Origin of the sequence: Stieleria tagensis (assembly GCF_024129865.1) — a bacterium.
GTDB classification, from domain to species: Bacteria; Planctomycetota; Planctomycetia; order Pirellulales; family Pirellulaceae; genus Stieleria; species Stieleria tagensis.
Map to the genome: position 1 here is coordinate 127,400 of NZ_JAMYFE010000069.1, position 22,055 is coordinate 149,454.

Below are 22,055 nucleotides of genomic sequence, written 5' to 3' on the forward strand. Positions count from 1 at the left end.
GCATGCCGACGTAGTGGATGAGGCGACGAATCCCTGCTGGGAAGGCAAAGAGAGGGACTCGTCGCCTCGTCCACTACCAAAAAACGCCCGCGACAGAGATTTCCGTCACGGGCGTTTCGATCTTTAGCCTATCGTCCTACAGCTCAACGGCTTCGACCTCTCGGACGAAGCGGGCTAAGTCGGACTCTAGGAAGTTACTAACGACGTTGAAGACGGCATCGCTGAAGCCTCCGATGTTCAGGACATCCTGTCGATCGGGTGCTTGCGTGTTGCCGTATGGGGCGATGTCGATGCAGACCAACTTCGGATCGGCGATGCCGTGTCCGCGCTGAGTCTTCTTGAACTTCTCCCATTCGGTCATGACGCCGGTCGAACCGCCTCGGCCGTATCCGTAGATACGTCCGGAGTTGATCCAACTCTCGTTGTCGCTGACCAGGACGACTCCAGCAAACGTACGCTTTGCGTAACGCTTGTTGGCCTCGACCAACGGCAACGACACATCCGTTCCGCCGCCACCGAACTTCGACAGTCGCGCCGACAGGCTCAGGATCGAATCGCTCGGATCGAACTTTGCCTGGTAGGCTTGCGTGTCGAATGGAACGACGATGCTATCCGGGTTGCGACGCAGGATCGCCGCGGCGAACAACGCGGCGACGTCAACGCAACGCATCTTCGATGCGCGGCCTCGACCGCCGGATCCCGTAACCGTACGACCTGTTACAGACATGGCCATCGATCCAGACGTGTCCAGACCGATGATCACCGGCGCCGGTAGCTGCGGGATGTTTCCACATGCGATCTCCGCCGCGTCATGCAATGCCGACTTGATCTTGTGTGGTACCTCGTCCGCAGCGTTCAGGTACGCCGCCAAGAACTGGTATGGGAACTGACGTGAACGTCGAATCGCGTCAACGTCCGCGATGCGGCCGGCAACGTAGTCGATCATTGCATTGTCGTTGACCGCTCCGTCGGTCTCACGCATCGTTGGATCGGCGGAGCGATCCACGACTTTGAAAACGTCATGACGCAACAGCGTATTCAGGTTCATGCGCAGTGCCTGTGGTCCCATCTGGCGGGCAATTGCCTTCCAGACGATCGGACCCTTGGCCGAGTCGGCCAGCAAATCCCAACGAACTTGCAGGTCTCCAGCGATCAACGCCTGAGCCTCTTCGGTCTCCGCAGCACGGAACGCCTTCAGTGACTGAACCTCGGCCGGCAAGTCCGCTTCCGTCGCTGGAGCCCACTTATCGACTTCCTTATCGGTCAGCCAACCGAACAACGCTCGGCGAGCGTTATCCTTCGGCGTCGGACGTGCCATTCGCAGGACGTCACGCAGGCTCGGATCGTTTCCGATCGAAGCTGAAAGCAACTTGCCAACAGACGCGTCGTTCAGCCAACGTTGGAACGCACGCTGCAACGATGACGACAGGCCCTTGCGACCGAATTGAGCTGAACGCGTCATTTGGAAAACGGTGCGCAGAACGCGGCCGTTGTCCGCGACTCGGTCGAAGACTTGGTGCATCAGAGCCGTGTCGCGAGTCGACAGCACAACCAACAGCGCTGCCGGCATGTCCTTCATGTAAGCACGCTCACGTGAGTAGACGGCCAGCTTTGCCAGGAACTCGTTGTCGTCGACTTCGTCGATCAGCTTTCGCAGTTGGTCAAGCTGATCCGAGGCCGTCGCGTAGAACACGTTTCCGAACGTACCGGTAGCCGCAAGCTGCGCGAGCGCATGCTTGGCCGGGAACTTGTACGCCGGACCGCCAGCTTCGTTGACAGCCAGTGCACGTGGTAGAACGCTCGTGATGCTTGAAAACAGACTCTTGTTGGCCATCTTGACCTCCTACTCAAAAAGGTGATCCGACGAAGTTTGGTGCAGAGGTTTGCTCCCAAATGAGCTTCGCCCCGGGATGGGGCCGCGACCGAGAAACGTCTCGGCGCGGTTGGAGTCGGGACGACAGGAATCGAACCTATGGACTCCACTCCGGCAGTCGGATCGGTGTTCTTGCCACCGCGTGGAAACGCCCCGAACAAAATGGGGCCGTTTCGCAGCACGATGGTTTTGTGTTGTGCTGTGTTGTCTGGTTAGGGCAAATCGAAAAAGCACTCGGCGAAGTGGTGGTCAGAGAACCCGTCCGTATTCAATGAAAGCGGACGGGGCGGGACTTGAACCCGCTAAACCTTTCGGTCATTTGCCATGTACTCCAAACCGGCAGCCGAGTGTGTTTCGTGTTGTGGGATAAGCTTCCAGCTTGTCGATGGCTGATTGACAGGCAGGATGCCTATCCCACGGGTTGTGATGCAAAAACGCGATCGACGAAGTTGTGACCAGATCGAACTCTCACCTACACGACGACCAACGCATCCTTCGTCGGTGCCCGAAGTCCGTCATGCTGCCAGTTACACCACAACCCCAAGAATGATCTGGGGTATGCGTTTCAATCGCTGAAGCATGTTTGGTTCTCCTTCGTATTCGTTGTCGTGAGTGGTAGCCCTGGGAATTGAACTCAGCGCAACTCGGTTATCAGCCGTGTTTGGGCAACCAGCCCTCGACTACCGTCGTGTTCCCATTCAAGTCGGACACCTCGGAGTCGAACCGAGACCCTCCTGCTCCCAAAGCAGGCGTGCTTCCATCTGCACCTGTATCCGATGTGTGTTGCCGATTCCGTCGGCGCATATCTTCCTTGTCAGTGGGCCGGGAGGCGCTCGAATCCTCGTCTGCGGTTCTTCAGACCGCCGCTAGACCGTCTCAGCTACCAGCCCATGTTGGCTAATTGGGTTCGTCCGGTACGGACACGAAAAAAGGCTCGATGTCTGCGTGACACCGAGCCTTCATGTAGAAAGCAGTTCGCTTGAAGCGAGTGTCACGTGAGCAATCGATACGTCGGGCTATTACCGGGCAGGAACATATTGGATAAGGACCAATCGCTACCGCCGAAGGCAATCCCTTCGTGTATCCGTTCGAGTTGATTTGATTGCTGCTTGGTAAACATCAGAAAGCTCGACTCGCTTCTCTGGGTGTGACTTTTGTGTTCCGGCTTGGCCGGTTCTGGGGTAATAGACGTTATGGGATCCGAATGGTTCGCGAAAAAACTCGCGAATTCTTACGTAGTGGATGAGGCGACGAATCCCCGCGTGGCGGCGAATGAACAGGACTCGTCGCCTCGTCCACTACGTCTCTCGCATGAAAGTCAAACGATTCGTCCATGCTTTTGTACTCGCAACACGCGAGATTTTCTCCACTGGCCAATCAAGCAGAGTCACCTTCAGCTCGAAGATGCCGGAGATGGTGAGCAGCATGCGCGGTATGGATTTCCAGAATGCTCTCGCGTTGCAATCGGCCGAATCCTGGGTGCGGAGCGAAACTGCCGGAGTGATTTAGCAGGCGTGCAACACTCGCCGCAAATGTTTCGACTTCGGTTGCATCTTCCAAATCGTCTGGCGGAACGAATATCGAAGCCGTTCGTATCCCGCGAGGAGAATCACCGCTCAGCACCTTGGGCATCAGTAGTCGTCGCACCAGAGGCCGCAATGGCGCAAAGAGCGACATCCAAACCGGATAGCCATCGACGCTGGGATCTTGAACCAAAACCAGGTGCCGACAGATCTGCCCGAGCGACCAGTTTCCGTTCCGGACATAGCCGCTGGCCAACAATTGCCGAGCGTCATCGACGGCGGCTTCGAGATTGTTGAACTGCAATTGACGGAGGTCACTCATATGTCTGCGGCATCTCGGTAGAATCTGAATCTTTGGAAGCACATTATGGGCGACATCCGTGTTTGATCGACCGCTTTCTCGAAGTCGTTTCCTTGCGGGATTGGCAAGTTGAATTGAATCAATTTGTGACGACTTCGCTTCGCCGCCTGGGCGTAGAAGAGGTGTTGCCATTACTTCATCGACTGGTCGAATGCGTGCCGCCTCCAAACCAATATAGAATCCATTTTCTGGAAGGCTTGGCAACACGCGACGCAAATTGGTTGCTCAAAGTCGCCAAGGACAAGAAGCACTGCGGACTTTCGCGCGATCAACTTCACAGACTCCTTTGCAGCGCCGCCGCAAAGTTGTCGGCTCACTCGAAAAATCTGGGCGAGCAGCGGTATAGGCGTGGTAGTCCGCCTACAGATTGTTGGCGCGTACTAACCCAAGCAATCATCGCTGCCGACGCCAATTGTCTCGGTGACATGATCGATTTGCTGGATAGTTGCCCAAGCGTTTTTAAGTTTCGTTCTTTTCAAGTTCCGGCCGCCGTCAAACTTCGTGAGTTTGCGTTAAAACAGCACGATGAGATGCCCGGGGCTTTAGCGGATTGGGTAGAGCGACTAAAAACACGGCTGGTTGATGCGACATCCAGTGAGCCTCAACCACCGAGTGATTTCCGACGCGACTCGAAAGTTGGATGTGAATGCAAATACTGTTTGCAACTTAGTCAATTTCTGGCTGACCCGACGGCGCAACAAACCCAGATTCCCGCCGCGGAGCGCAACCGGAGTCACATGGAACATGTGATCTATTCTCGAGGACTCGATATTCAGACGAAGACGATCCGGAGCGGTAGCCCGTATTCGCTGGGTTTGACAAAAACGATGGCGTCACATGACGCTGCTGTCAAACAATACCACAGCGATTTGAAACTGCTCAACACATTGCAATAGCACATTTCTAGGAGTTGAGTTGACACACGATGCCAAAACTCGAACTATCAACGCAGCAGAAAGCGGAGCTTTTGCACGAATCGAAGACGCAGAAACGCAATGAGCAGAAGCTGTTTCTTGAAAGTCTGGGCGGAAACGGTTCGGCGCAAGAACTGGACACCACTTTGTCGCTAGCAAAGCATGATACCGACGCAATGCGACTGGCGGACGAACTTCATCAGCAATGGATAGACTCACTTCAATCCGATGTCGAACCTCACAAAGCAGTAGGGCGGCTCGGTAAAAGCCGACTGTTCCACCTTTTCAATTTGGAATAACGGCGTCAGATGACCTTGGGGGGAAACGAGCAGACTCAGTGTGTCCTGCCCAGGCGACAGGTCGATCATCAGTCCACGAACAACTCGAGACGGATCGTGGTCCGCGAATGATCGCCAAACCGTCGCCTTGCCACCCAGCGCGAACACCAAGTCCATCACTTGATCCTCCATCTCCCGAGTGCGTCGGATGTCGTCTAGCGTTCCGCGATAGTGGATTGTCACACCCATGAATGCCCTTTCAAAACGGGAATTGGTCTTCGAGCCAGTCGTTTCCATCGGTGTTGAGTGCCGCTCGTTCTCGCTCGTCCAACTGGGATTGAAAATCCGCGACTTTCGGAAGTACCCCAGGAAACCGATCGGCAGCTTCGTTGAGCAGATGTTGCAGCTTCTCCTTAGCCGCTGCATTGTTCTTGTTGCCGTCTTGCCGGTAGTCACGGAACGAGAGGTTCAGATTCTTGAGGGCATCACCGTCAGCGCCCAAGCATTCCAAGTCGCTCATGATTTCAGCGAGCCGAAAAGACAGCTTCAAGTAGCCATTCGGATCGCCAGGCAAGTTGCCGTCCGTCATTGGGCTGGACCAAGCTGAAGCATAGACATCCTCCTCCCTTTCACCCGCCGCGAGCCTTGCTTCCCGCTCGGCTTGCTCACGATTGAACTTTTCGCTGAAAGCCCGGTATTCATCTTGTTCGCGCTGCCAGTCTTCAAAAAACTCGTGAGTCGAAAAGGCAAACTCCTCGTCGAGTTCCAAGTGATGCCCATCAAGTGAGGTGAATCCAACGCCAAACATTTCCGAGGCCATCATGTCGCAAATCGGGCAGTCGCAATCCGGTAGATGTTGCGGGGATTCGCAGCCGTCCATGCCCTGAATCGGAACCTCGCTGCCGCGCGGCACCCGCCGACGACTGCACTCGACGATAAAACTCGCTGGCGACCCGCCCTCAAATGGAGACTGCAACCACGAATCGCGGACATCAGCGAGAAAGGCTGCCAAGCGACTCTGGCGATCGCCGTTTGAAAATTGATCTGCGTCGGCGCCGGTTTCTAGCTCTTTCTGGCACCAGAACCAACCCGACTGGATTACTTCGCGGCAGACGTCGAAGTAAATGATCATCTCTTCGCGACCCATTGGTGCATCGTCGTAGCCAATCAGATCATCGGGTGCTGCAATCATTCCCGCACCAGTCTCGAACCTCAGCCGTTGCCCATCGATGATCGAACCGCTCCAGTGGTGGGAGCCGTGCAACAGCTCTCGAGGACAGCGACCTCGCAGATCAGTTCGCGACGTCATCAACCAATCGCGATGTACCTCGACCGTCAATGCATGAAGCAGATGACTCGCTTCGGGGACGCCAGTTTCTCCGTCGATTGCCTCGTCATTCAGTTTCGGCAAACGTCCCTCCGCCACGACTTGGAGAATCCTGGATGCCAAACCATCAACCATGGCTGAACCGAAGAGCACAGTGCGGTTGGTTCTGGGAATTTGAACCTCGTTTTCGCGTTGCGTTTTAACGATCTCCGCACTTGCCGATTCGTGCAATTCCCACCAAGGAGGCAAGTGAATTGGCAACGGGCAATGCCGGTTTCCATTTTCGTCAGTGACAATCGCCAACGTCGCGTCTCGACCGACCGTCTCGAGGCCAACCCCGGCTATCACTCGCTTTTGCGTCAAGTCGATCGCTAGCCAGCGCCCATGTCCGTCGACTGCCTGCAACGCGTCGCAGCGATCGCAGGGACGGAACGGCAAGCCATCCAAAAACTCGCACACTCCCGGGCAGCGATACCTGGGCCAATACGCAGCGACCTCGTCCCAGTTCGCTGGATCTTCCGACATCGTCGCCCACAACGTCAGCGCCGCGTCATCGTCCACTGCGGTTCCCAGCCATGTTTGCTCACCGTCCAACACGACCACAATCATCGGCATGGGTTGTGATTGGTCATTGGCTTCAGACTGATTCATCAGAAGACTCGTTCGCTGGTACGTCAGGGGAGTTGAGTCGTCATTGCGTCGATTGTCGTCACCTTGCCTTGCGATTGGGTGACAGAGACATCGGCGATGGCAACACTCGACAAAGAATTGTCGAGAGCAGCTCAATTCATAGAGTTAATCTTAAACTTCCAAAGCACCCTCTTCCAGCCGCCGAACATCGTCAGCAGCACGCCTTTTTCGAGTTCGATCGGCGCGAACGGTCCCGTCGCAGCGAAAGTAGTGGACGACGCCGGTAGCCGGCACCGTGTTGTGTTCCTCGTCGACCACAAAGAAGCCATCGCCCGGTTGATTCTTCAAGACGTTGTACGAGACGGGATTGCCGTCACGAAAGCTCGCGTTCAAAATCATGGACTCAATACATTTTCAACTTGTCCCGAGAAATGTCAGATGAAAGTCATCGTGGATCTGTGTGTCGTTCCAATGGGCGTGGGCGTTTCTGTAAGCAAGTACGTCGCGGAGTGCCAGAAGGTGTTACAGGAAGCCGGGCTGGAGCATCAGCTTCATGCATACGGAACAAACATCGAGGGCGACTGGGACGATGTGTTCGCGGCGATCAAGCTTTGCCACGAACGTGTTCACGCGATGGGCGCACCGCGAATCACGACCAACATCAAAGCCGGCACGCGCACGGATCGCGAACAATCGATGCAGGACAAGATCGACAGTGTCGCCTTAATGTGAAAGCCACCCCTCTTTGGGAACGGCGTTCTCCAATCTTCGAGAAGAGGGCAGCGAGCGTGTTCTTTCGGACTCGGCCGCCGGAGCCGCAGCGACCGAGTCAGCAGTTTCGGTTACGATAAAAACGCTGCCAGCTGCCATCGGCCTTTCACTCAATTCACCCATGAGTCAGCACCTTGCTAGACGACTTTGATCTTTTCGGCGATGTAAGTGGATCCAACAATTCCATTGGCTGTGGAGGGTTAATGATCATTTTCGGCATCGCTGCGCTACTGTTCGTCATCGTTATGGCTTGGATGTCGTGAGAGCGTTTTCGTCTTGCTGAGGTTGCATCGACCGAAGCCTAAAGTAAGTGCGTTCCCGATCGGGTGTCACGTCGCGTCTTCCTACTCTAGCTTCGATTTCGACAAGTCTTCCCGCAAAGTAGAGCGGACGTCGGCGAGTATCCTGCCAAGCATATTCTTTCCGCAGCCGTCTCCACCATCGCCCCAGTAGTCATCGTTGGTTGTGTGTTCGATGATTCTGGCATCACCAGTGCCAAGCAGTAACTCTCGGAGTTCTTCGTGTTGTGTGAATTTCGCGAGCAGTGCTTCACGCATGACATTCACTTTGGCGGATTCCCAATCTTTGCGCAATGTACGCTTGCGATCGCGGCCCATCCTTGCCGCGTGCATCGGCGAGTTCGCTTTTCGAATCTGCTCTTGGTCCTTCTTGTCCTTGAATTTCATGGCCTGAAAGTAGTGCTCACTCGTTGGCCACATACGATTGCCGATTCGTATTGGATAGGCAGCAAAGTTCGAGAACTCGCCGTATTCATCGCCAGTACTGTAGAACTTGATTGGCTGGTCCATCTCGATTTCCGCGTCTATTGGTAGTTTCGAGGAAGACGCTTTCAGGCAAAAACAGGTTCACCAGGTCATTCGGACAAACAAAGCCAACGGTGAAGAAGTCAACAGGCGACGAGACTTACCTACCCGGTTCACGCCCGGGCCGACGAACGGGATTCGTCGAACTTGCAACTATGGCTTTGCAACTCTTGCGGCTTCAAGCAACCGGCAAAGAATACCAGCGATGTTCCAGGCGTCGTCGCCTCCCCGGTGGTGAGTGCCTTCCATCTGCAGGTTCAGCATTTCGTACGCCCCGTCCAGTCCGACCTCGTGTTTCAGACCGTGCGATACCGCAAACAGCGATTTGACATTCAGGTAGGTGATTCCAAAGGGATAGCCAACGCCTGCCGCTGAACAAACTCGCTCGAACTGGCGACGATCGTAGTCGCCCCAACTGGCCCACAGTCGGTCTTTCGAATCGAACTCCTGCTTCAATCGTTTGACCGCGTCGCGGAGCGAGCCCGCTGCTTCGAACATGTCCGGCGTCAGAGTTGTGAGTTCTGTGCAGAAAGGACTGATGGCGGATCGCTCGGGACAGACGAGGAGACTGTGCTTGCTCTTTCGCTCTAGCTTGGCGACATTGACCAGGCATAAACCGATCTCGATAATTTCGCTCTCTTCGCCTTCGGGCGGCGGGCCATCCCAACACGTCGACTCAACGTCGACTACCAGAATCTGATCTAGTTTTCTTGCCATAGCGTGTCCTTCTGAAATTGAGTTTGCGTAGTGGGCGAGGCGACGAGTCCTCCCACTTGGATTCTATGGCTAGGGACTCGTCGCCTCGTCTACTACAGTTTGGGTTCAATGAAACATTTCGCGGAACGCATCCAGGTTGGCTTTGCTTTGCCGGCCATTGCCGGGGATCGCGAAGACGATTTCGTCGATTCCGCCTCCGTCTTTCTCGATCGCCGATTTGGCTGTACGTGATGCCATCACTGGATCACCTCCGAAAGCTCCGCATCCCCAAGCACCTAGGAGCAGGCGTTTAACACCCTGATTTCGTGAGATGCGTAGCACATTCCGCCAGCGTCGCTCGAACGTCTGCTCGAGCTCTTCGGTAGCTTCTGGGTTACCTCGCAAAAACGGGCCACTGTTCGGCGCGGGTGCGGTGATCACCGAGGCAAAGAACGGCTCGGCAAGCAAGTCGCCGGTGCCGCGTGTCTTGAAGAACGGAACCGACGGACTGAAGATCATGTGGTCGGTGTAGAGCAGCGATGATTGAGCACGATTGGTCTCGTAGTATTCCATGCACTGGATCAAACACGGATACAGACCACTACAGCGACACAGGTCCTCTTCCTGTGCCTTCGCACCATTCAAAAATCCGCCGCCGGGATTTCGGGCCGATGCGAAGTTCAACAGCGCAACTTCGCTATGTTCGGCCATGGCCAGTTTGCATAGTTGCTGGGCGACGACTTGAGTCGTCCCGTCCACTACGCGAATCGTTTGGTTCTCATCGGCTGGGGACGCGGATAGCGCAGCGATTTCATCAGGTCGGTAGAGGCGTGTGCCAAGGACGGCCGACTCTTGCTGCTCGGCAAACTTCACGGTCCGACCGTCCGCATGGTATTCGCCCGCCTCGATCAGGTCGAGTGTTTCTTTTGCCAGTTTTTTCAGTGTCATGTTGAATTCCTCCCTGCGGGATTCTCCTATAAATCATGACAGGACACGCGCCTCGGTGTTTTGGTTCGCGATAATCTAAGTCGTTGTAGTGGACGAGGCGACGAGTCCGAGATCGTGGTAGAAAGTAGGGACTCGTCGCCTCGTCCACTACGGGAACTGAACGCGTGGAAATGTTTGTTGGTAGAGACTTTATCGAAATCGATTTCAACGGAAACACTTCGGTGATGGAACATTCGCTTATCTACAGTGTTGGCACGCAGGTGGTCGCTCAGAAAGAAGTCATGGCGGCAAACGATCGCATTGCGCACCCGGCGGGCGCTGTCGGTGTGATCGTTCGGTCGCCAGTCGATCGCACACACGCCTACCGCGTGAAGTTCAGTGATGGGTTCGAGGCTCCGATCCATCACGACCAACTCGTTCGGTTGACGGAGTTCAAATCCAACAGCATCCGTGATAACGATGCGCCGCTGATGAGTTCAGGCTTGTACGATCGCGTGATCTATCGCTGCGTGATCGGATCGCGGGCTTACGGGCTGGAAGATGAAGCGTCGGACACCGATCGCCGCGGGATCTATCTACCGGCAGCCGACCTGCACTGGTCGCTCTTCGGGGTTCCGGAGCAACTGGAAAACGATGAGACGCAAGAGGTTTACTGGGAGCTGCAAAAGTTCATCGTGCTCGCTTTGAAGGCGAACCCGAATGTGCTCGAGTGCCTCTATTCCCCAATCGTTGAGTCGGTGACTCCGCTGGGCGAAGAACTGCTCGAGATGCGATCTGTGTTCCTCTCGAGGCTTATCTTCCAGACGTTCTCCGGATACGTTGCATCACAGTTCAAGAAGATGCAGACCGACATCCGCAATCAGGGCCGAGTGAAGTGGAAGCACGTGATGCACTTGGTACGGTTGCTGCTGTCGGGAACCCACGTGTTGCGTTCGGGTGAGATGATGGTCGACGTTGGCCAGTATCGAGATCGATTGCTAACGATCAAACGAGGTGAAATGCCGTTCGCCGAAGCAGACTCGTGGCGGAAGGAATTGCAAAGCGATTTTGAGTCTGCGTTCAAAACAACCAAGCTCCCGGACCGTCCCGATTACGAGCGTGCCAACGCATTCCTAGTCGACGCACGTCGGCGAGCGATGGAGGAGGGACTCCCGTAGTGGACGAGGCGACGAGTCCATCGGATAATCACTGCTTCGGGACTTTGAGAAGGGACTCCTCGCGTCGTCCACTACAATTGGGCTACCGATGAAACGCGATCATTTGAAACGCTTACCGAGGCAATACTACCAGGGCGAGGCAATCGTCCATTGGACAATTACTGCTCGGGATCGGAAAGTTGGATGGCTAAGGTCAACTTTCTACTACCGATTCCGTGAACTCCTCACTCATACGATCTTCCGATACGGCTTGGCTTGCCCAATCTTCTGTCTCATGCCCGATCACGTTCACATGGTATGGATGGGGCTTTACTCGGGTTGCGACCAAATCAATGCAATGAAGCATTTTCGTCCCCGCTGTGACGAATCGCTCGAAAAGATTGGTTTTGGGCTCCAGGATCAAGCCTATGATCATGTACTGACTGATGAAGAACGCATTGCGGCGAATTTTCAACGACTTTGCGAAGACGTTGCAAGAAATCCAGGAAGAGGTGGCATTGTCGATTCTGACCGGTTCGCGGAGTATCGCTTTACGGGATGTATCGTTCCAGGCTATCCGGAGCTGAAGCCATTCGCGGTGGGCTTTTGGGATCGGTTTGATCGCATTGTGTCACGGTTAAAAAAGCAAGGAATGCAACAATGGAAGACTGACGATAGTGAACGAGGCGAGGAGTCCTTCGATCCTCCCGAACCAGAAAGGGACTCCTCGCGTCGTCCACTACCATGAACCTTCCACAAGAAAATCTCTTTCAGCACGTCGAGTCGCATCCGTACCCGCTGCTTTTCGCGACCATCAGCGGAGCCCATCTTTATGGTTTCCCTTCACCCGATTCCGACTTCGATCTCCGTGGCGTTCACATGTTGCCACTGGAAACCGTCGTAGGACTCGACGAAGGCGATCAAACCGTGGAGAAAGAGGGCATCTACGCCGGCCTCGAGATCGATCTCGTTACGCACGACGTGGAAAAGTTCTTTCGGTTGATGCTGAAGCGAAACGGGTACGTGCTTGAGCAAATCTTCTCGCCGCTGGTGGTGTACAGCACTCCCGGGCACGAGGAGCTGAAGTCGATCGCCAAGAACTGCATCACGCGTCACCACGCGCATCACTATCTCGGATTTGCCGCGACCCAGTGGAAGCTCTTCGCCAAGGATTCACCGCCGCGCGTCAAGCCGCTGCTATACGTTTATCGCGTGCTGTTGACGGGGATCCACCTGATGCGCACCGGCGAGGTGGAAGCCAACCTGATCACGCTGAACGAGTCGGCGAAGCTTTCGTACATTGATGAACTGGTGGACCGCAAGCGATCCGGACCGGAGAAAGGAACGCTTCAAGCTGCCGATCTGGAATTCCACACCCAAGAATACGAGCGACTCACCGCCGAACTCGAGTCCGCGTACGAAGCCAGCAAGCTTCCCGAGATGCCATCAGGTCGTGATGATTTGAACGATCTTCTCGTTCAACTGCGTTTGCGATGAAATCGTAGTGGATGAGGCGACGAATCCCGGACGCTGGGACTCGTCGCCTCGTCCACTACGAAAAAAAGGCGAACCAGTCTCACCCATAGGTGTCTCTGCTTCGGTCCGTCAATTCTGGAAACCCAATGAATACCTTCACCACAACATCAACATCATCAACGACCGACTCGTCATTCGACGGCGAGGCGGGGATGGTGCGTCGTGAGTGAATGTTGATTCCAAAACGATTCGCAAAGCCCGCCCGGTGATTCACTTGGCGGGCTTTTTTTGTGGATTGCCGGTTCGTGATTGACGGCGTTTTCCTGTTTCTTCGTTTCCGTTCATCTGGCGCTCACGCAGGGCAAAAAGGTTGCCGAGGCTGCTCACCTCGGCCGCTGGCGATCGGTGCGAAACGTTTCCTTTACCAAGGAGTTTGCGAGCTATGGTTCAGAACGAAATGACACGAAATGGCAAGGTGTCGGTCAACGTCGGCACGATCGGTCACATCGACCACGGCAAAACGACACTGACTTCGGCCCTGTTGCGCGTGCAATCTGAGAAGGGACTGGCCAAGTACAAGTCGTACGAATCGATCGCCAAAGGCGGCATTGTTCGTGACAAGAACAAGACCGTGACCGTGATCGCTTCGCACGTGAAGTACGAGACGGCTGGTCGCATCTACGCCCACATCGACTGTCCCGGCCACGCCGATTACATCAAGAACATGATCACTGGCGCGGCTCAAATGGACGGCGCAGTATTGTTGGTGTCTGCGGCTGATGGTCCGATGCCGCAAACTCGCGAACACCTGTTACTGGCCCGACAAGTTGGCGTGCCGCACTTGGTCGTGTTCATGAATAAATGCGACCTGGTTGAAGACGCCGAATTGCTTGAGCTGGTCGAACTAGATTTGCGCGAGTTGCTCAGCGAGTACGGTTGCGACGGCGAAAAGACTCCGGTCATTCGCGGTTCGGCCAAGCTGGCGCACGACGATCCCACGAATCCAAAGGCGATCGAGTGCGTTGAGCAATTGCTGAATGCACTGGACCGCTGGATTCCCGATCCCGTTCGTCTGATCGACAAGCCGTTCTTGATGCCGATTGAGAACGTCTACTCGATCGCCGGTCGCGGCACCGTCGTGACCGGCAAGATTGAGCAGGGAATGGTTCGCGCCGGAGATAGCGTCGAAATCCTCGGACTGAGATCCGCGACCGCGACGGATGTGATCACGCAAGTGGAATCGTTCGGCGAGGTCTTGGAGGTCGCGGGCGCTGGTGACAACGTCGGCGTGTTGCTTCGCAAGACGGCTCACAACGAGATCACCAAAGGCCAAGTCTTGGCGAAGGCGGGAACGTTGACTCCGCATCGCGAATTCGAGGCCGAAGTGTACGTGTTGAAGAAGGAGGAAGGAGGCCGGCACACGCCGTTCTTTGACGGCTACGCTCCTCAGTTCTTCTTCCGAACCACGAACGTGACAGGCAGCGCAAACGTGCTGGGCGGAGTCGACATGGCGATGCCCGGCGACGGCGTGCAGTTGAAAGTCACGCTGAAGCAACCGATTGCGGTCGCTGACGGTGACCGTTTCGCCATCCGTGAAGGCGGCAGGACCGTCGGATCAGGCGTGGTGACACGCGTGGTCGGCTAAAATCTCCGTACCGGTAGTGGATGAGGCGACGAATCCAGGACGCTAGGACTCGTCGCCTCGTCCACTACTGATATTGCACAACGCTCGCGGCGGAGAGATCCGTCGCGGGCGTTTCAGTTCTATTGAAGTATTCGATACGTGGCGAGACTAACTGTGACAGCGACAACCTGGATTCTCGAATCCGAAGTGTTCCCAAGTTCCCACGCAAGACTGCGCGCAGCAATCAATGAAGCTGGACATCGCATCGTTGAGTCACGGGATGATTGGTGGCTGGACGAACCACCCCAATTCGATAAGCAGACACCGGTTGTTTTTCATGGGTCACTCGGCAATGCGGCTGTCATTGAAGTGAAGGCGGATTGGACTCCCGGTTCGTTTTGTCCTGTGAATGATTTTTGCTGCACGGCTTGGTACCCGAGAGCGAGCAAGTGGTTGTTGCATCGCGATTGGCGGTGTGTGCCGGCCAATGACTTGGTCGCCAATGCTGCCGACGTCGCAAGCTCGATTGGCTGCACTGATCGTGTCTTTGTTCGACCAGACAGCCCCCTGAAACCTTTTAGCGGTCGCGTGCTGGATGTAGATTCGATTTCCCTCAAGGCACTCGACCATGGGTTCTACTACGAAGACGAAACGCTTCCGGTTATTGTCGCGCCGGTCGCCAACGTTGGACGCGAGTGGCGTTTTGTTATCGTTGATGGACAAGTGATTACTGGCAGCAGCTACGACGCGGGAACACGGAGTGCATCATCCGCAGGCGAGGACTCAAATGCTCTCGACTTGGCTGAGGAGATCGCATCCTCCATGGAACCGCCATCGCCGGTCTACGTCTTAGACATTTGCGAGGTGGATGATAAGTGTCGTTTGCTTGAGCTGAATCCGTTTGGAGGTGCCGACTTGTACGATTGCGACCCCCAAGCCATCGTGAAAGCTGTGTCAGATCATGCCATACGGAGTCTTGAATCGTGAACAGAATCGAAGGTGACTTACTGAAACTTGCTGGCCGGGGCCGTTTCGACGTGATCATTCAGGAAGATCACACGCTGGTTGTGTTCAAGCCTTTGTAGTTGCCGCGTCAATGAAAGGATCGGCAGAGGAACGAATCAATTCAATCAACTCCGGGTCCATAAACTGGTAATCGTCAGGAATATGCAAAACTTCGATTGGCAGGAACCTGGTCTCGCCGGGATAGTCTGCGAGCAACCGATGGCGATGCTTGTCTTCCATCACCAAGACAAGGTCTGCCCAGGCTAGATCGATAGCGTGAATCGTCTGCCTCGCGGACGTCGCTGTACCTCGAGACCGAACCGCCACTCGCGGATCGTCCCGATAGACAGCTTCGGCCGTCGGACTTCGCCACTGATTCTTGCTGCAAACGAACAATACGTTGATTCGATTGGTCATCAGAAGCTGCCCGTTTTTGTTTCCGATAACACGTTCAATTCTCGCGCGACCGGTATCGGAGTGCGAGTGTGCAGTCATCTCAAAAGTAGCGAGTCGTCAAAGTCTTTTGACTAACGGATTCGCAGCCCCGTTTCTTGGAGGATCCACAGATGACCGGCAAGTGGTTCGTCTGTTTCCAGTAGAGCAATCAGCTGGTTGACTAACGCAAGTACGGTTGGCTTTGCCTGGTTGCGCGGACGCAAGATGATGATGCCTGGATAGTCAGCCGGCGGATACGTACGGATGTCCGAAAAATCCAAGTCGAGCGTTATCAGCGCACGGTCTTCAGCTTTACAGACCGCGGCAACCTTTGGATCCAAATTTCCTACCATGCTTTGATCGAAGATCGTCATCGCATCGTGCCCCGCGGCCTTGAGCATTTCGGCCACTTCAATCGGCAGGTTCTCGTCGATCTTGAATCTCGCCATCACATCTCGGGAGAAGGCTTTAGGGAGTGAGTGGCACGATTCGTTCGCGGGCCAGCTCGGCAGCGTATGCGATGCAGGCGTCGATGTCTTCGACTTTCAGGCTGGGGTAGCTCCTGACGATTTCTTCTCTCGATACTCCTGCTGCCAAGTTGTCGAGGACGACAGAGACGGTTACTCGCGTGCCGATCACGCAGGCTTGACCGTGACAGACGAGAGGGTCGACAGAGATTCGGTCTTGCCAAGTCATAGCAACATCTCAGGGCTCTAATTGCGAACTCGCGAGTCAGCCCGGTCTCCCGTGTTAACCCGTTTTCCCATGTCAAACAGAGAGTCAGAGAGTTCTCGGGGTTGTCTCTGGGGTGCGAGGCCAACCAGGGTGGTTGAGTCCGGGAGGCCGGAGTTTGGAAACGAAACAGAGAACTATTGCCGAAACCGCAAAACGTCGAAAACACCGCGAAAAACCGGGCCGAAATCGACAACACCTGCCTGCCTGATTCAGGCGGCAGGTGCTAACTGGTTCGCGAGAGTTTTCGCTTTTTGAAATTTAAGCTCCCCCGGCAGGACTCGAACCTGCGACAAGGCGGTTAACAGCCGCCTGCTCTACCAACTGAGCTACAGGGGATTGGGCACGGCAACTTGCGTTGCTGTGGGTCGCGGAGTTTACTTGGTCGACTTTTCGCTGACAAGATCTGAATCTCTCGACCCGCAAAAGTCCTGGCAGGTTCGTCGGCGGTTCGGTTTTAGCGGGTTTTTCGGTCTTGCGCCACTAGGCGGCTTCCACGTGGCCCCTGGCTGGGGGATAAATTCGGCTTCTTGCAGCGATCAAACTACGGAACCATCGTGAATGAGTGTCATCTTTTTGTTGCGTTCGGAGGATCAGGTTCGCAGCGGCGCCAAATGGTGTCGGGAGTTCGCCGATGAGTTGGACGCCGATATCGTGCCTGTGGTGCTGGGAACGGACCTGCTGGTGCTGGAAAAACACGCTCAATCAGTGCTGAGTGAACTGTTGGGGCAGGGAAATAAGGGGGCGATTGATGTTCAAACCGTTGCGCCCACGGTCGAGGATGTGTTGAATTTCAGCCGTGACCATGGCTGCCGTCTGTTGGTCATCCCGTACACATTGGATTTGCAGTCGCTGCAGCAAAAGCTGTTCGAAGCGTCACCATTTCCCGTCGTTTGGCTGAATTCCTCGGGCGACCCGCCGCTGGACGAATCACATCTGATGGGTGGATTCCGGCCCGATGAATCGGAAACGAATCGAATCAGTTCCAAATTGCTGGGCATGCGACCGGGAAAATGGGCGATCGGTCAGTTGCCGCCGAGTGAGTTGGATTTTGACAAGAGCGTCGAATTGCTGCGAAAAGAGTTTGACGACCAAGCGTTGCACCCCGATTCGTTGATTCTGGTCACGATCGAATCGACTGAAAAAGACAACGTTGCTTACGCGGTCAGTCGTAAGTTGCTGAACCAAGAGTTTGGGACGTCGGTGATTCTGGTCCGCAAAGGCCAGGCGGTGGTGCCTGGAATGTTCGCAGCACTGCGTCACTGGATGGATTCCGTCGCGCCCTCGCTGACGCGCGAACAGCGGATCGCTCTACAGGAGGATTTGGAGAGCGGATCGATACCGAGTATCGAATTCTTGGGGCTGATCAGCGCCTCGAGCATGTTGGCGGCGTTCGGATTGTTGCAAAACAGCGCTGCGGTGATCATCGGCGCGATGTTGATCGCGCCCCTGATGACACCCATCATGGGGGCTGGGTTAGCGATCACACTGGGTAATCGACCGTTGTTCCGAAATGCCATTTCCGCGATCGGATTGGGATTGGCTGGTGCGTTTTTTGCTAGCATGTTGTTTGGCGGTTTGGTGCGTGTTTTTCAGAGTCCGGATCTATCGCCGGAGCAGGCGACGGAGATGTGGGCCCGCTGTGATCCGTCGCCGATTGATTTTTGTGTCGGATTGATCGGCGGCATGGCCGCTGCCTATGCGCGGACACGGTCGCATCTGTCATCGGCCCTGGCGGGCGCGGCGATTGCGGCCGCACTGGTGCCACCGCTGTCGACGGCGGGACTGCAAGTGGTGTGTGGCTATTGGCAGCCCACCGAGGCGGGGACTCCGATCATTGGCCCGTTGCTAATCGTGTCGATCAACGTTTTAACGATTATGGTGGGCACTTCATTGGTGCTGTGGCTGCGTGGCATCCGGTCGAAAAACGTTTCGCTGCGCAAGCAAGATCGCTGGGCAATTCGCATGGCGGTGATCGCCGTGGGCGCGATCCTGTTGGTGTTGGTTGGCATGGTCGAAGCTGGAATTTAGGGATTCGACTTGAGCCAAAATGGCGAGAAATTGAAACTTCGGCCGATTGATCTTGATCCGGCGGGCAAGCGACGCCTATTTGTAGGCAGGTCATGTGTGGCGAGACCGCGTGCTTGGTAACCCTCATTCAGGATGATTGGGACGTTGAACGACCGGAACCTTTGGCGAATCGGCAGCAGCTTGTGCATCGCAGCAGCGGTGTGCGGGATCGCTGGATGCAGCCAAAATCCGTATTGGGCGGTTCCAGGCCCGGGTGGATACCCGCAGGCAACGATGCCGATGAATTCGGCGCTGGGGGCCAATGCGTCGGATCCAAATGCATCGCAACTCGCCGAACTCAGTCGTCGCGTGCAATTGTTGGACGACAACAATCGCCAGCTTCACACTCAACTTGCACAAAGCGAGCAACAGTCGCAGGTCTATCGCGAAGAACTGGATCTGGTTCGCAAACAACTCTCCGATTCCACACAGCAGTTGGAATCCGCAGCGATCGCGGCTCGCGAAGCACAGACCCAGGTCCGTGGGTTCCAAGCTTCTACGCAAGTACGTGGCGGTGCATCGATCCAACCCAACACCAACTTGAGCCAGCAGGCATCGCGTCTGAACCTAGGCGGACTGCCGGTCAGCCAAGAGGGTGATCGCATCCGCATCGTGATCCCCAGCGACCAATTGTTCGCGCCCGGTTCGGCTCAGTTGATTCCTCAATCGGTTCAAGTGCTCGACCCGGTCGCGGCACAGTTGCGCAGCCTGTTCCCACGGCAACGGATTGGCATCGAAGGCTACACCGACAACTCGCAAGCGATGGCCGGTGGCGCCGCGAACAGCCATCAACTGGCATCCGCCCAAGCCTCGGCGGTATTGGATCTATTCACACGCCGCGCGGGAATGCCGCTGGGACAATTCTTTATCGTTGCCCAAGGTGCCAACCAACCGTCCCAGCCCAATTATTCTGCGATGGGACGGGCGGCCAATCGGCGGATTGAGTTGGTGGTTTACCCAGACCAATTTTAATCATTCCGGTGGCAGGTCGGCAGCGATGTCGAAGCGGTCCCAGCACCAGGCGGTTCCGAACAGCGCTGCAGCAGCGAGCAACCAGGTGCCAAAGATCGAACCGATCACGTACACCGGTAATGACAGTGTGTCGCTAAAAACCGATCGACAGACGGTGACCCATAAAAAGAGCGCGCCGACGGCTGCGGCGATCACCGTGGCTTTGGCCAGGAACATCACATTGGCGCGGACGACCATGCCGATGCCCTGTGCGTTTTCGTGGTGTGGGTAGGCTAAGAACAAAGCGTTTTCGGCGGCAAAGGTAAACACGGCGAGCGCCGACAACATGCCAGACCAAACGATGATTTGCGACCAGCCAGGCACCAGGATGATGGCCGCAATCGCCAACGTCACGGTTTGAAAACAGATTGTGATCATCACCGGCAGTGTCAATTGACCCAGCACGGCATGCAGCGGTCGCAGTGGTAGCGACCGCAGCAGCAGCATTCGTTTCAAGTCGCGGCGGAAATCCAAACGCAACGCCGGTGGAGCGAGCAGCATTGTGCAGAGTGCAATCCCGGCAACGATGAACGCCCATTGGTTGGAAGTTCGGCCGGTCAACAGGGGTGACAGGCAGAGGATGGTCGGAACGATGAAGCTAAACAGAATCGTACCGGCGTAACGCCGAATCGAAAGCGCTTGGCGCCACACCAACGCCACCGAATCGCCGAGTCGTTCCGGAAGCAGCGATTCGATTCGTTGAGCGAGTGAATCGAGCGCGAAGTCAGTCTGATGGTCGATTGATGCTTGGTCGCCCCGATGAAAGCGGCCACTGGCCAACCGGGATTTTTCCTGTCGCAAAATCGATGCTTCGGCCCAGCCGTCGATGCGGACCAACGTGAAGATGGCAGCCGGGACGAGGGCGACCGAGGCGAGCAGTTGAACGAACGTGTGCGAGGTCAGGTCGGTCGTCGTGGCTAGCATCGCCGCCGGACGCCAGGCAACCGCCAGCCACTGGACGGCGTCACAGGAGGCGACGCCGCCGATCGCACGGAAACTGTTTAGGACATACAGTCCCGGGGCGGAACCCGACGGCGTGAGCGAAACGAGTTGGCCAAAGAATTGAATGATCGCGGCAGCAGCAATCGCGGACAGCGCGATACGCGATGCCATCAGATAGCGTTGTGAGAGACCGCTGATCAAACGTTGTCCGATCATACGAACGGTTTCCAGCAACACCAGAGCGGCAAAGATACCGGTGGCCAGCAGTCCGGCGTGGCGAACATCGGGTGCCAGAGCGATCACCAGGAAAAACGTTTTGAGGAGCGCTGAGAACATCACCGTGTTGACCTTGTAGGCCGCATAGGTGGACCGTTTCAGGGGGGCGCCACCGAGCCATAGTTTTTCGGCTTCGGTGTATTCCATGTCGACTTGGCGTTCGGTCCAGACGCAGCGGACGGCGTGATAGATCAGATACAGCACCATGCCGCCGGAAAGCCACAGGCCGAGTGATCTCGAATCGGCGGTCCGCCGCGAGGCAAGCATCACAAATCCGTTGAGCACGTACAGGCTGAGGAAGGTGATTGCCAAGGTCGAGGCGACGATGCGCCGGGGAGAGCGCATGCGGTGCAAGAATCGCCGGATGCGGAACAGTCCACGTCGAGCGGTCAGCCAAATCAGTTGTCGATGGGGAGAATGCATGGAGCGCTAAACGGCCTGGATGGTGGTCGCGGCAAAGTAGGCTTGTTCGAGCGAGGTGGTTTCCGGGAACTCGGTGCGCAGGTCATCGACGTTGCCGAAGTACTGGAGCTTGCCTTGCTGCATCACGATCAGATGCGTGCAGACGTCTTCGATCATCGCCAGCAAATGGCTGGACAGAATCACCGTGGCTCCGGCGGCGGCGCGTTGCTGAATGGAGCTGAGCAAGCATCGAATTCCCGGTGGATCCAGCCCGGTCATCGGTTCGTCGAGCAACAGCACCGAGGGGTCGTACAGGTACGCACAGCAGATCGCTAGCTTTTGCCGCATTCCGCGCGATAAAGTGGTGGCGCCGGCGTTGATTTTGTCACCGAGCTGAAAATAGTCCAATAACTCGGATGACTTCTCACGATGCCGGTCGACCTGATAAATCCGGCCGATGAATTCGAGGTGTTGGCCGACGGTCAAATCGTCGAATAGTGGGGGGTCATCCGGTACATAGGCCAGTCGGCGTTTGAGTTCCATTAAGCTGGTGGAATTGTGACTGGGTAAATCGCAGCCGGCGACGGACATGCTGCCATCGGTCGCAGGGATTAGACCGGCTAGACACCGCATGGTGGTGGTTTTCCCGGCCCCATTGGGACCGACAAGGCCACCGATATTGCCTGGTTCCAGCGAGAACGATACCCCATCGACGGCGAGGTGGTCTTCGTACAATTTACGAAGCTCATAGCAGCGAAGCATGTGGAAGACGTGTTGTTTCTAAGGTTGAGTAGCGTTGGA

At 55.8% G+C, this 22,055-nt stretch carries 21 protein-coding genes and 3 tRNA genes; 9 read left to right on the top strand and 15 right to left on the bottom strand.

All coding sequences use genetic code 11. The features are described 5' to 3' along the window. Positions 1-136 precede the first annotated feature (136 nt). The 4 genes from NHH03_RS17415 to NHH03_RS17430 all read right to left on the bottom strand — a co-directional run bounded on the left by NHH03_RS17415 (position 137) and on the right by NHH03_RS17430 (position 3,718). Complete coding sequence (locus tag NHH03_RS17415; protein ID WP_253158264.1) at positions 137-1,834, bottom strand: TROVE domain-containing protein; 1,698 nt, start codon at positions 1,832-1,834, stop codon at positions 137-139. A 742-nt stretch (positions 1,835-2,576) separates the two neighbouring features. Beyond that, positions 2,577-2,649: transfer RNA gene (locus NHH03_RS17420), tRNA-Pro, on the bottom strand. 42 nt (positions 2,650-2,691) lie between these two features. Next, positions 2,692-2,763, bottom strand: a tRNA-Phe gene (locus NHH03_RS17425). Between the two features lie 487 nt (positions 2,764-3,250). Next, entirely contained in the window at positions 3,251-3,718 is a 468-nt protein-coding gene (locus tag NHH03_RS17430; protein ID WP_253158265.1) for a DUF1569 domain-containing protein, read from the bottom strand. A gap of 698 nt (positions 3,719-4,416) precedes the next feature. On the opposite strand from NHH03_RS17430, the gene NHH03_RS17435 reads away from it, so the two are divergent. Beyond that, positions 4,417-4,653, top strand: coding sequence for a hypothetical protein (locus NHH03_RS17435; protein ID WP_253158266.1), 237 nt, complete (start codon positions 4,417-4,419; stop codon positions 4,651-4,653). A 233-nt stretch (positions 4,654-4,886) separates the two neighbouring features. On the opposite strand, the gene NHH03_RS17440 is transcribed toward NHH03_RS17435, so the two are convergent. Continuing rightward, the gene (locus tag NHH03_RS17440; RefSeq protein ID WP_253158267.1) at positions 4,887-5,198 is read right to left on the bottom strand and encodes a hypothetical protein; all 312 of its coding nucleotides are present in this window, start codon (positions 5,196-5,198) and stop codon (positions 4,887-4,889) included. A gap of 10 nt (positions 5,199-5,208) precedes the next feature. After that, positions 5,209-6,927, bottom strand: a complete 1,719-nt coding sequence (locus NHH03_RS17445; protein ID WP_253158268.1) for a hypothetical protein — start codon at positions 6,925-6,927, stop codon at positions 5,209-5,211. 417 nt (positions 6,928-7,344) lie between these two features. On the opposite strand from NHH03_RS17445, the gene NHH03_RS28220 reads away from it, so the two are divergent. Continuing rightward, positions 7,345-7,638 (top strand): MTH1187 family thiamine-binding protein, encoded by a 294-nt coding sequence (locus NHH03_RS28220; RefSeq protein WP_315861464.1) that lies wholly within the window; start codon positions 7,345-7,347, stop codon positions 7,636-7,638. Positions 7,639-8,021: 383 nt separating this feature from the next. Here the strand turns inward: NHH03_RS28220 and NHH03_RS17455 are convergent, their stop codons facing one another. From NHH03_RS17455 to NHH03_RS17465, 3 genes are all read right to left on the bottom strand, one after another. Next, entirely contained in the window at positions 8,022-8,486 is a 465-nt protein-coding gene (locus NHH03_RS17455) for an NADAR family protein (RefSeq protein WP_253158270.1), read from the bottom strand. A gap of 168 nt (positions 8,487-8,654) precedes the next feature. Then, complete coding sequence (locus NHH03_RS17460) at positions 8,655-9,218, bottom strand: 3'-5' exonuclease (protein WP_253158271.1); 564 nt, start codon at positions 9,216-9,218, stop codon at positions 8,655-8,657. 105 nt (positions 9,219-9,323) lie between these two features. After that, positions 9,324-10,145: a TIGR02452 family protein gene (locus NHH03_RS17465; RefSeq protein WP_253158272.1), complete on the bottom strand. Its 822-nt coding sequence runs from the start codon at positions 10,143-10,145 to the stop codon at positions 9,324-9,326. Between the two features lie 224 nt (positions 10,146-10,369). Here NHH03_RS17465 and NHH03_RS17470 point away from each other — a divergent pair, with 224 nt between their 5' ends. The 5 genes from NHH03_RS17470 to NHH03_RS17490 all read left to right on the top strand — a co-directional run bounded on the left by NHH03_RS17470 (position 10,370) and on the right by NHH03_RS17490 (position 15,368). Further along, the gene (locus tag NHH03_RS17470) at positions 10,370-11,302 is read left to right on the top strand and encodes a nucleotidyltransferase domain-containing protein (RefSeq protein ID WP_390895586.1); all 933 of its coding nucleotides are present in this window, start codon (positions 10,370-10,372) and stop codon (positions 11,300-11,302) included. 274 nt (positions 11,303-11,576) lie between these two features. Further along, the gene (locus tag NHH03_RS17475; RefSeq protein ID WP_253158274.1) at positions 11,577-12,029 is read left to right on the top strand and encodes a hypothetical protein; all 453 of its coding nucleotides are present in this window, start codon (positions 11,577-11,579) and stop codon (positions 12,027-12,029) included. Then, positions 12,026-12,778, top strand: coding sequence for a nucleotidyltransferase domain-containing protein (locus NHH03_RS17480; protein ID WP_253158275.1), 753 nt, complete (start codon positions 12,026-12,028; stop codon positions 12,776-12,778). Before NHH03_RS17475 ends, NHH03_RS17480 begins: the two co-directional genes overlap by 4 nt. A 421-nt stretch (positions 12,779-13,199) precedes the next feature. Further along, positions 13,200-14,402, top strand: a complete 1,203-nt coding sequence (gene tuf, locus NHH03_RS17485; RefSeq protein WP_253158276.1) for an elongation factor Tu — start codon at positions 13,200-13,202, stop codon at positions 14,400-14,402. A gap of 384 nt (positions 14,403-14,786) precedes the next feature. After that, complete coding sequence (locus NHH03_RS17490; protein WP_390895587.1) at positions 14,787-15,368, top strand: ATP-grasp domain-containing protein; 582 nt, start codon at positions 14,787-14,789, stop codon at positions 15,366-15,368. Between the two features lie 84 nt (positions 15,369-15,452). Here the strand turns inward: NHH03_RS17490 and NHH03_RS17495 are convergent, their stop codons facing one another. From NHH03_RS17495 to NHH03_RS17510, 4 genes are all read right to left on the bottom strand, one after another. Continuing rightward, positions 15,453-15,803: a low molecular weight protein tyrosine phosphatase family protein gene (locus NHH03_RS17495; protein WP_253158277.1), complete on the bottom strand. Its 351-nt coding sequence runs from the start codon at positions 15,801-15,803 to the stop codon at positions 15,453-15,455. A 110-nt stretch (positions 15,804-15,913) separates the two neighbouring features. Next, positions 15,914-16,270: a DUF5615 family PIN-like protein gene (locus NHH03_RS17500; RefSeq protein WP_253158278.1), complete on the bottom strand. Its 357-nt coding sequence runs from the start codon at positions 16,268-16,270 to the stop codon at positions 15,914-15,916. A 19-nt stretch (positions 16,271-16,289) separates the two neighbouring features. Beyond that, positions 16,290-16,517, bottom strand: a complete 228-nt coding sequence (locus NHH03_RS17505) for a DUF433 domain-containing protein (RefSeq protein WP_253158279.1) — start codon at positions 16,515-16,517, stop codon at positions 16,290-16,292. Positions 16,518-16,819: 302 nt separating this feature from the next. Then, positions 16,820-16,892, bottom strand: a tRNA-Asn gene (locus NHH03_RS17510). A 222-nt stretch (positions 16,893-17,114) separates the two neighbouring features. On the opposite strand from NHH03_RS17510, the gene NHH03_RS17515 reads away from it, so the two are divergent. Together NHH03_RS17515 and NHH03_RS17520 are read left to right on the top strand one after the other, a co-directional pair. Then, the gene (locus tag NHH03_RS17515) at positions 17,115-18,584 is read left to right on the top strand and encodes a DUF389 domain-containing protein (protein ID WP_253158280.1); all 1,470 of its coding nucleotides are present in this window, start codon (positions 17,115-17,117) and stop codon (positions 18,582-18,584) included. A gap of 144 nt (positions 18,585-18,728) precedes the next feature. Beyond that, positions 18,729-19,595 carry an OmpA/MotB family protein gene (locus tag NHH03_RS17520; RefSeq protein WP_390895584.1) on the top strand — a complete coding sequence of 289 codons (867 nt, stop codon included), beginning with the start codon at positions 18,729-18,731 and terminating at the stop codon, positions 19,593-19,595. Here NHH03_RS17520 and NHH03_RS17525 read toward each other — a convergent pair whose 3' ends face one another. Continuing rightward, entirely contained in the window at positions 19,596-21,275 is a 1,680-nt protein-coding gene (locus NHH03_RS17525) for a hypothetical protein (RefSeq protein ID WP_253158281.1), read from the bottom strand. 6 nt (positions 21,276-21,281) lie between these two features. Beyond that, positions 21,282-22,016 carry an ABC transporter ATP-binding protein gene (locus NHH03_RS17530; protein ID WP_253158282.1) on the bottom strand — a complete coding sequence of 245 codons (735 nt, stop codon included), beginning with the start codon at positions 22,014-22,016 and terminating at the stop codon, positions 21,282-21,284. Between the last annotated feature and the right edge of the window lie 39 nt (positions 22,017-22,055).

What these genes read in the sequence shown, in the direction of transcription:
- NHH03_RS28220 (WP_315861464.1), top strand. Translation starts at nt 7,345, where the DNA reads ATGAAAGTCATCGTGGATCTGTGTGTCGTTCCAATGGGCGTGGGCGTT.
- NHH03_RS17465 (WP_253158272.1), bottom strand. Translation starts at nt 10,145, where the DNA reads ATGACACTGAAAAAACTGGCAAAAGAAACACTCGACCTGATCGAGGCG.
- NHH03_RS17455 (WP_253158270.1), bottom strand. Translation starts at nt 8,486, where the DNA reads ATGGACCAGCCAATCAAGTTCTACAGTACTGGCGATGAATACGGCGAG.
- NHH03_RS17515 (WP_253158280.1), top strand. Translation starts at nt 17,115, where the DNA reads ATGAGTGTCATCTTTTTGTTGCGTTCGGAGGATCAGGTTCGCAGCGGC.
- NHH03_RS17430 (WP_253158265.1), bottom strand. Translation starts at nt 3,718, where the DNA reads ATGAGTGACCTCCGTCAATTGCAGTTCAACAATCTCGAAGCCGCCGTC.
- NHH03_RS17470 (WP_390895586.1), top strand. Translation starts at nt 10,370, where the DNA reads ATGGAACATTCGCTTATCTACAGTGTTGGCACGCAGGTGGTCGCTCAG.
- NHH03_RS17500 (WP_253158278.1), bottom strand. Translation starts at nt 16,270, where the DNA reads ATGGCGAGATTCAAGATCGACGAGAACCTGCCGATTGAAGTGGCCGAA.
- NHH03_RS17460 (WP_253158271.1), bottom strand. Translation starts at nt 9,218, where the DNA reads ATGGCAAGAAAACTAGATCAGATTCTGGTAGTCGACGTTGAGTCGACG.
- NHH03_RS17440 (WP_253158267.1), bottom strand. Translation starts at nt 5,198, where the DNA reads ATGGGTGTGACAATCCACTATCGCGGAACGCTAGACGACATCCGACGC.
- NHH03_RS17445 (WP_253158268.1), bottom strand. Translation starts at nt 6,927, where the DNA reads ATGAATCAGTCTGAAGCCAATGACCAATCACAACCCATGCCGATGATT.
- NHH03_RS17505 (WP_253158279.1), bottom strand. Translation starts at nt 16,517, where the DNA reads ATGACTTGGCAAGACCGAATCTCTGTCGACCCTCTCGTCTGTCACGGT.
- tuf (WP_253158276.1), top strand. Translation starts at nt 13,200, where the DNA reads ATGGTTCAGAACGAAATGACACGAAATGGCAAGGTGTCGGTCAACGTC.
- NHH03_RS17495 (WP_253158277.1), bottom strand. Translation starts at nt 15,803, where the DNA reads ATGACCAATCGAATCAACGTATTGTTCGTTTGCAGCAAGAATCAGTGG.
- NHH03_RS17530 (WP_253158282.1), bottom strand. Translation starts at nt 22,016, where the DNA reads ATGCTTCGCTGCTATGAGCTTCGTAAATTGTACGAAGACCACCTCGCC.
- NHH03_RS17525 (WP_253158281.1), bottom strand. Translation starts at nt 21,275, where the DNA reads ATGCATTCTCCCCATCGACAACTGATTTGGCTGACCGCTCGACGTGGA.
- NHH03_RS17475 (WP_253158274.1), top strand. Translation starts at nt 11,577, where the DNA reads ATGCCCGATCACGTTCACATGGTATGGATGGGGCTTTACTCGGGTTGC.
- NHH03_RS17415 (WP_253158264.1), bottom strand. Translation starts at nt 1,834, where the DNA reads ATGGCCAACAAGAGTCTGTTTTCAAGCATCACGAGCGTTCTACCACGT.
- NHH03_RS17480 (WP_253158275.1), top strand. Translation starts at nt 12,026, where the DNA reads ATGAACCTTCCACAAGAAAATCTCTTTCAGCACGTCGAGTCGCATCCG.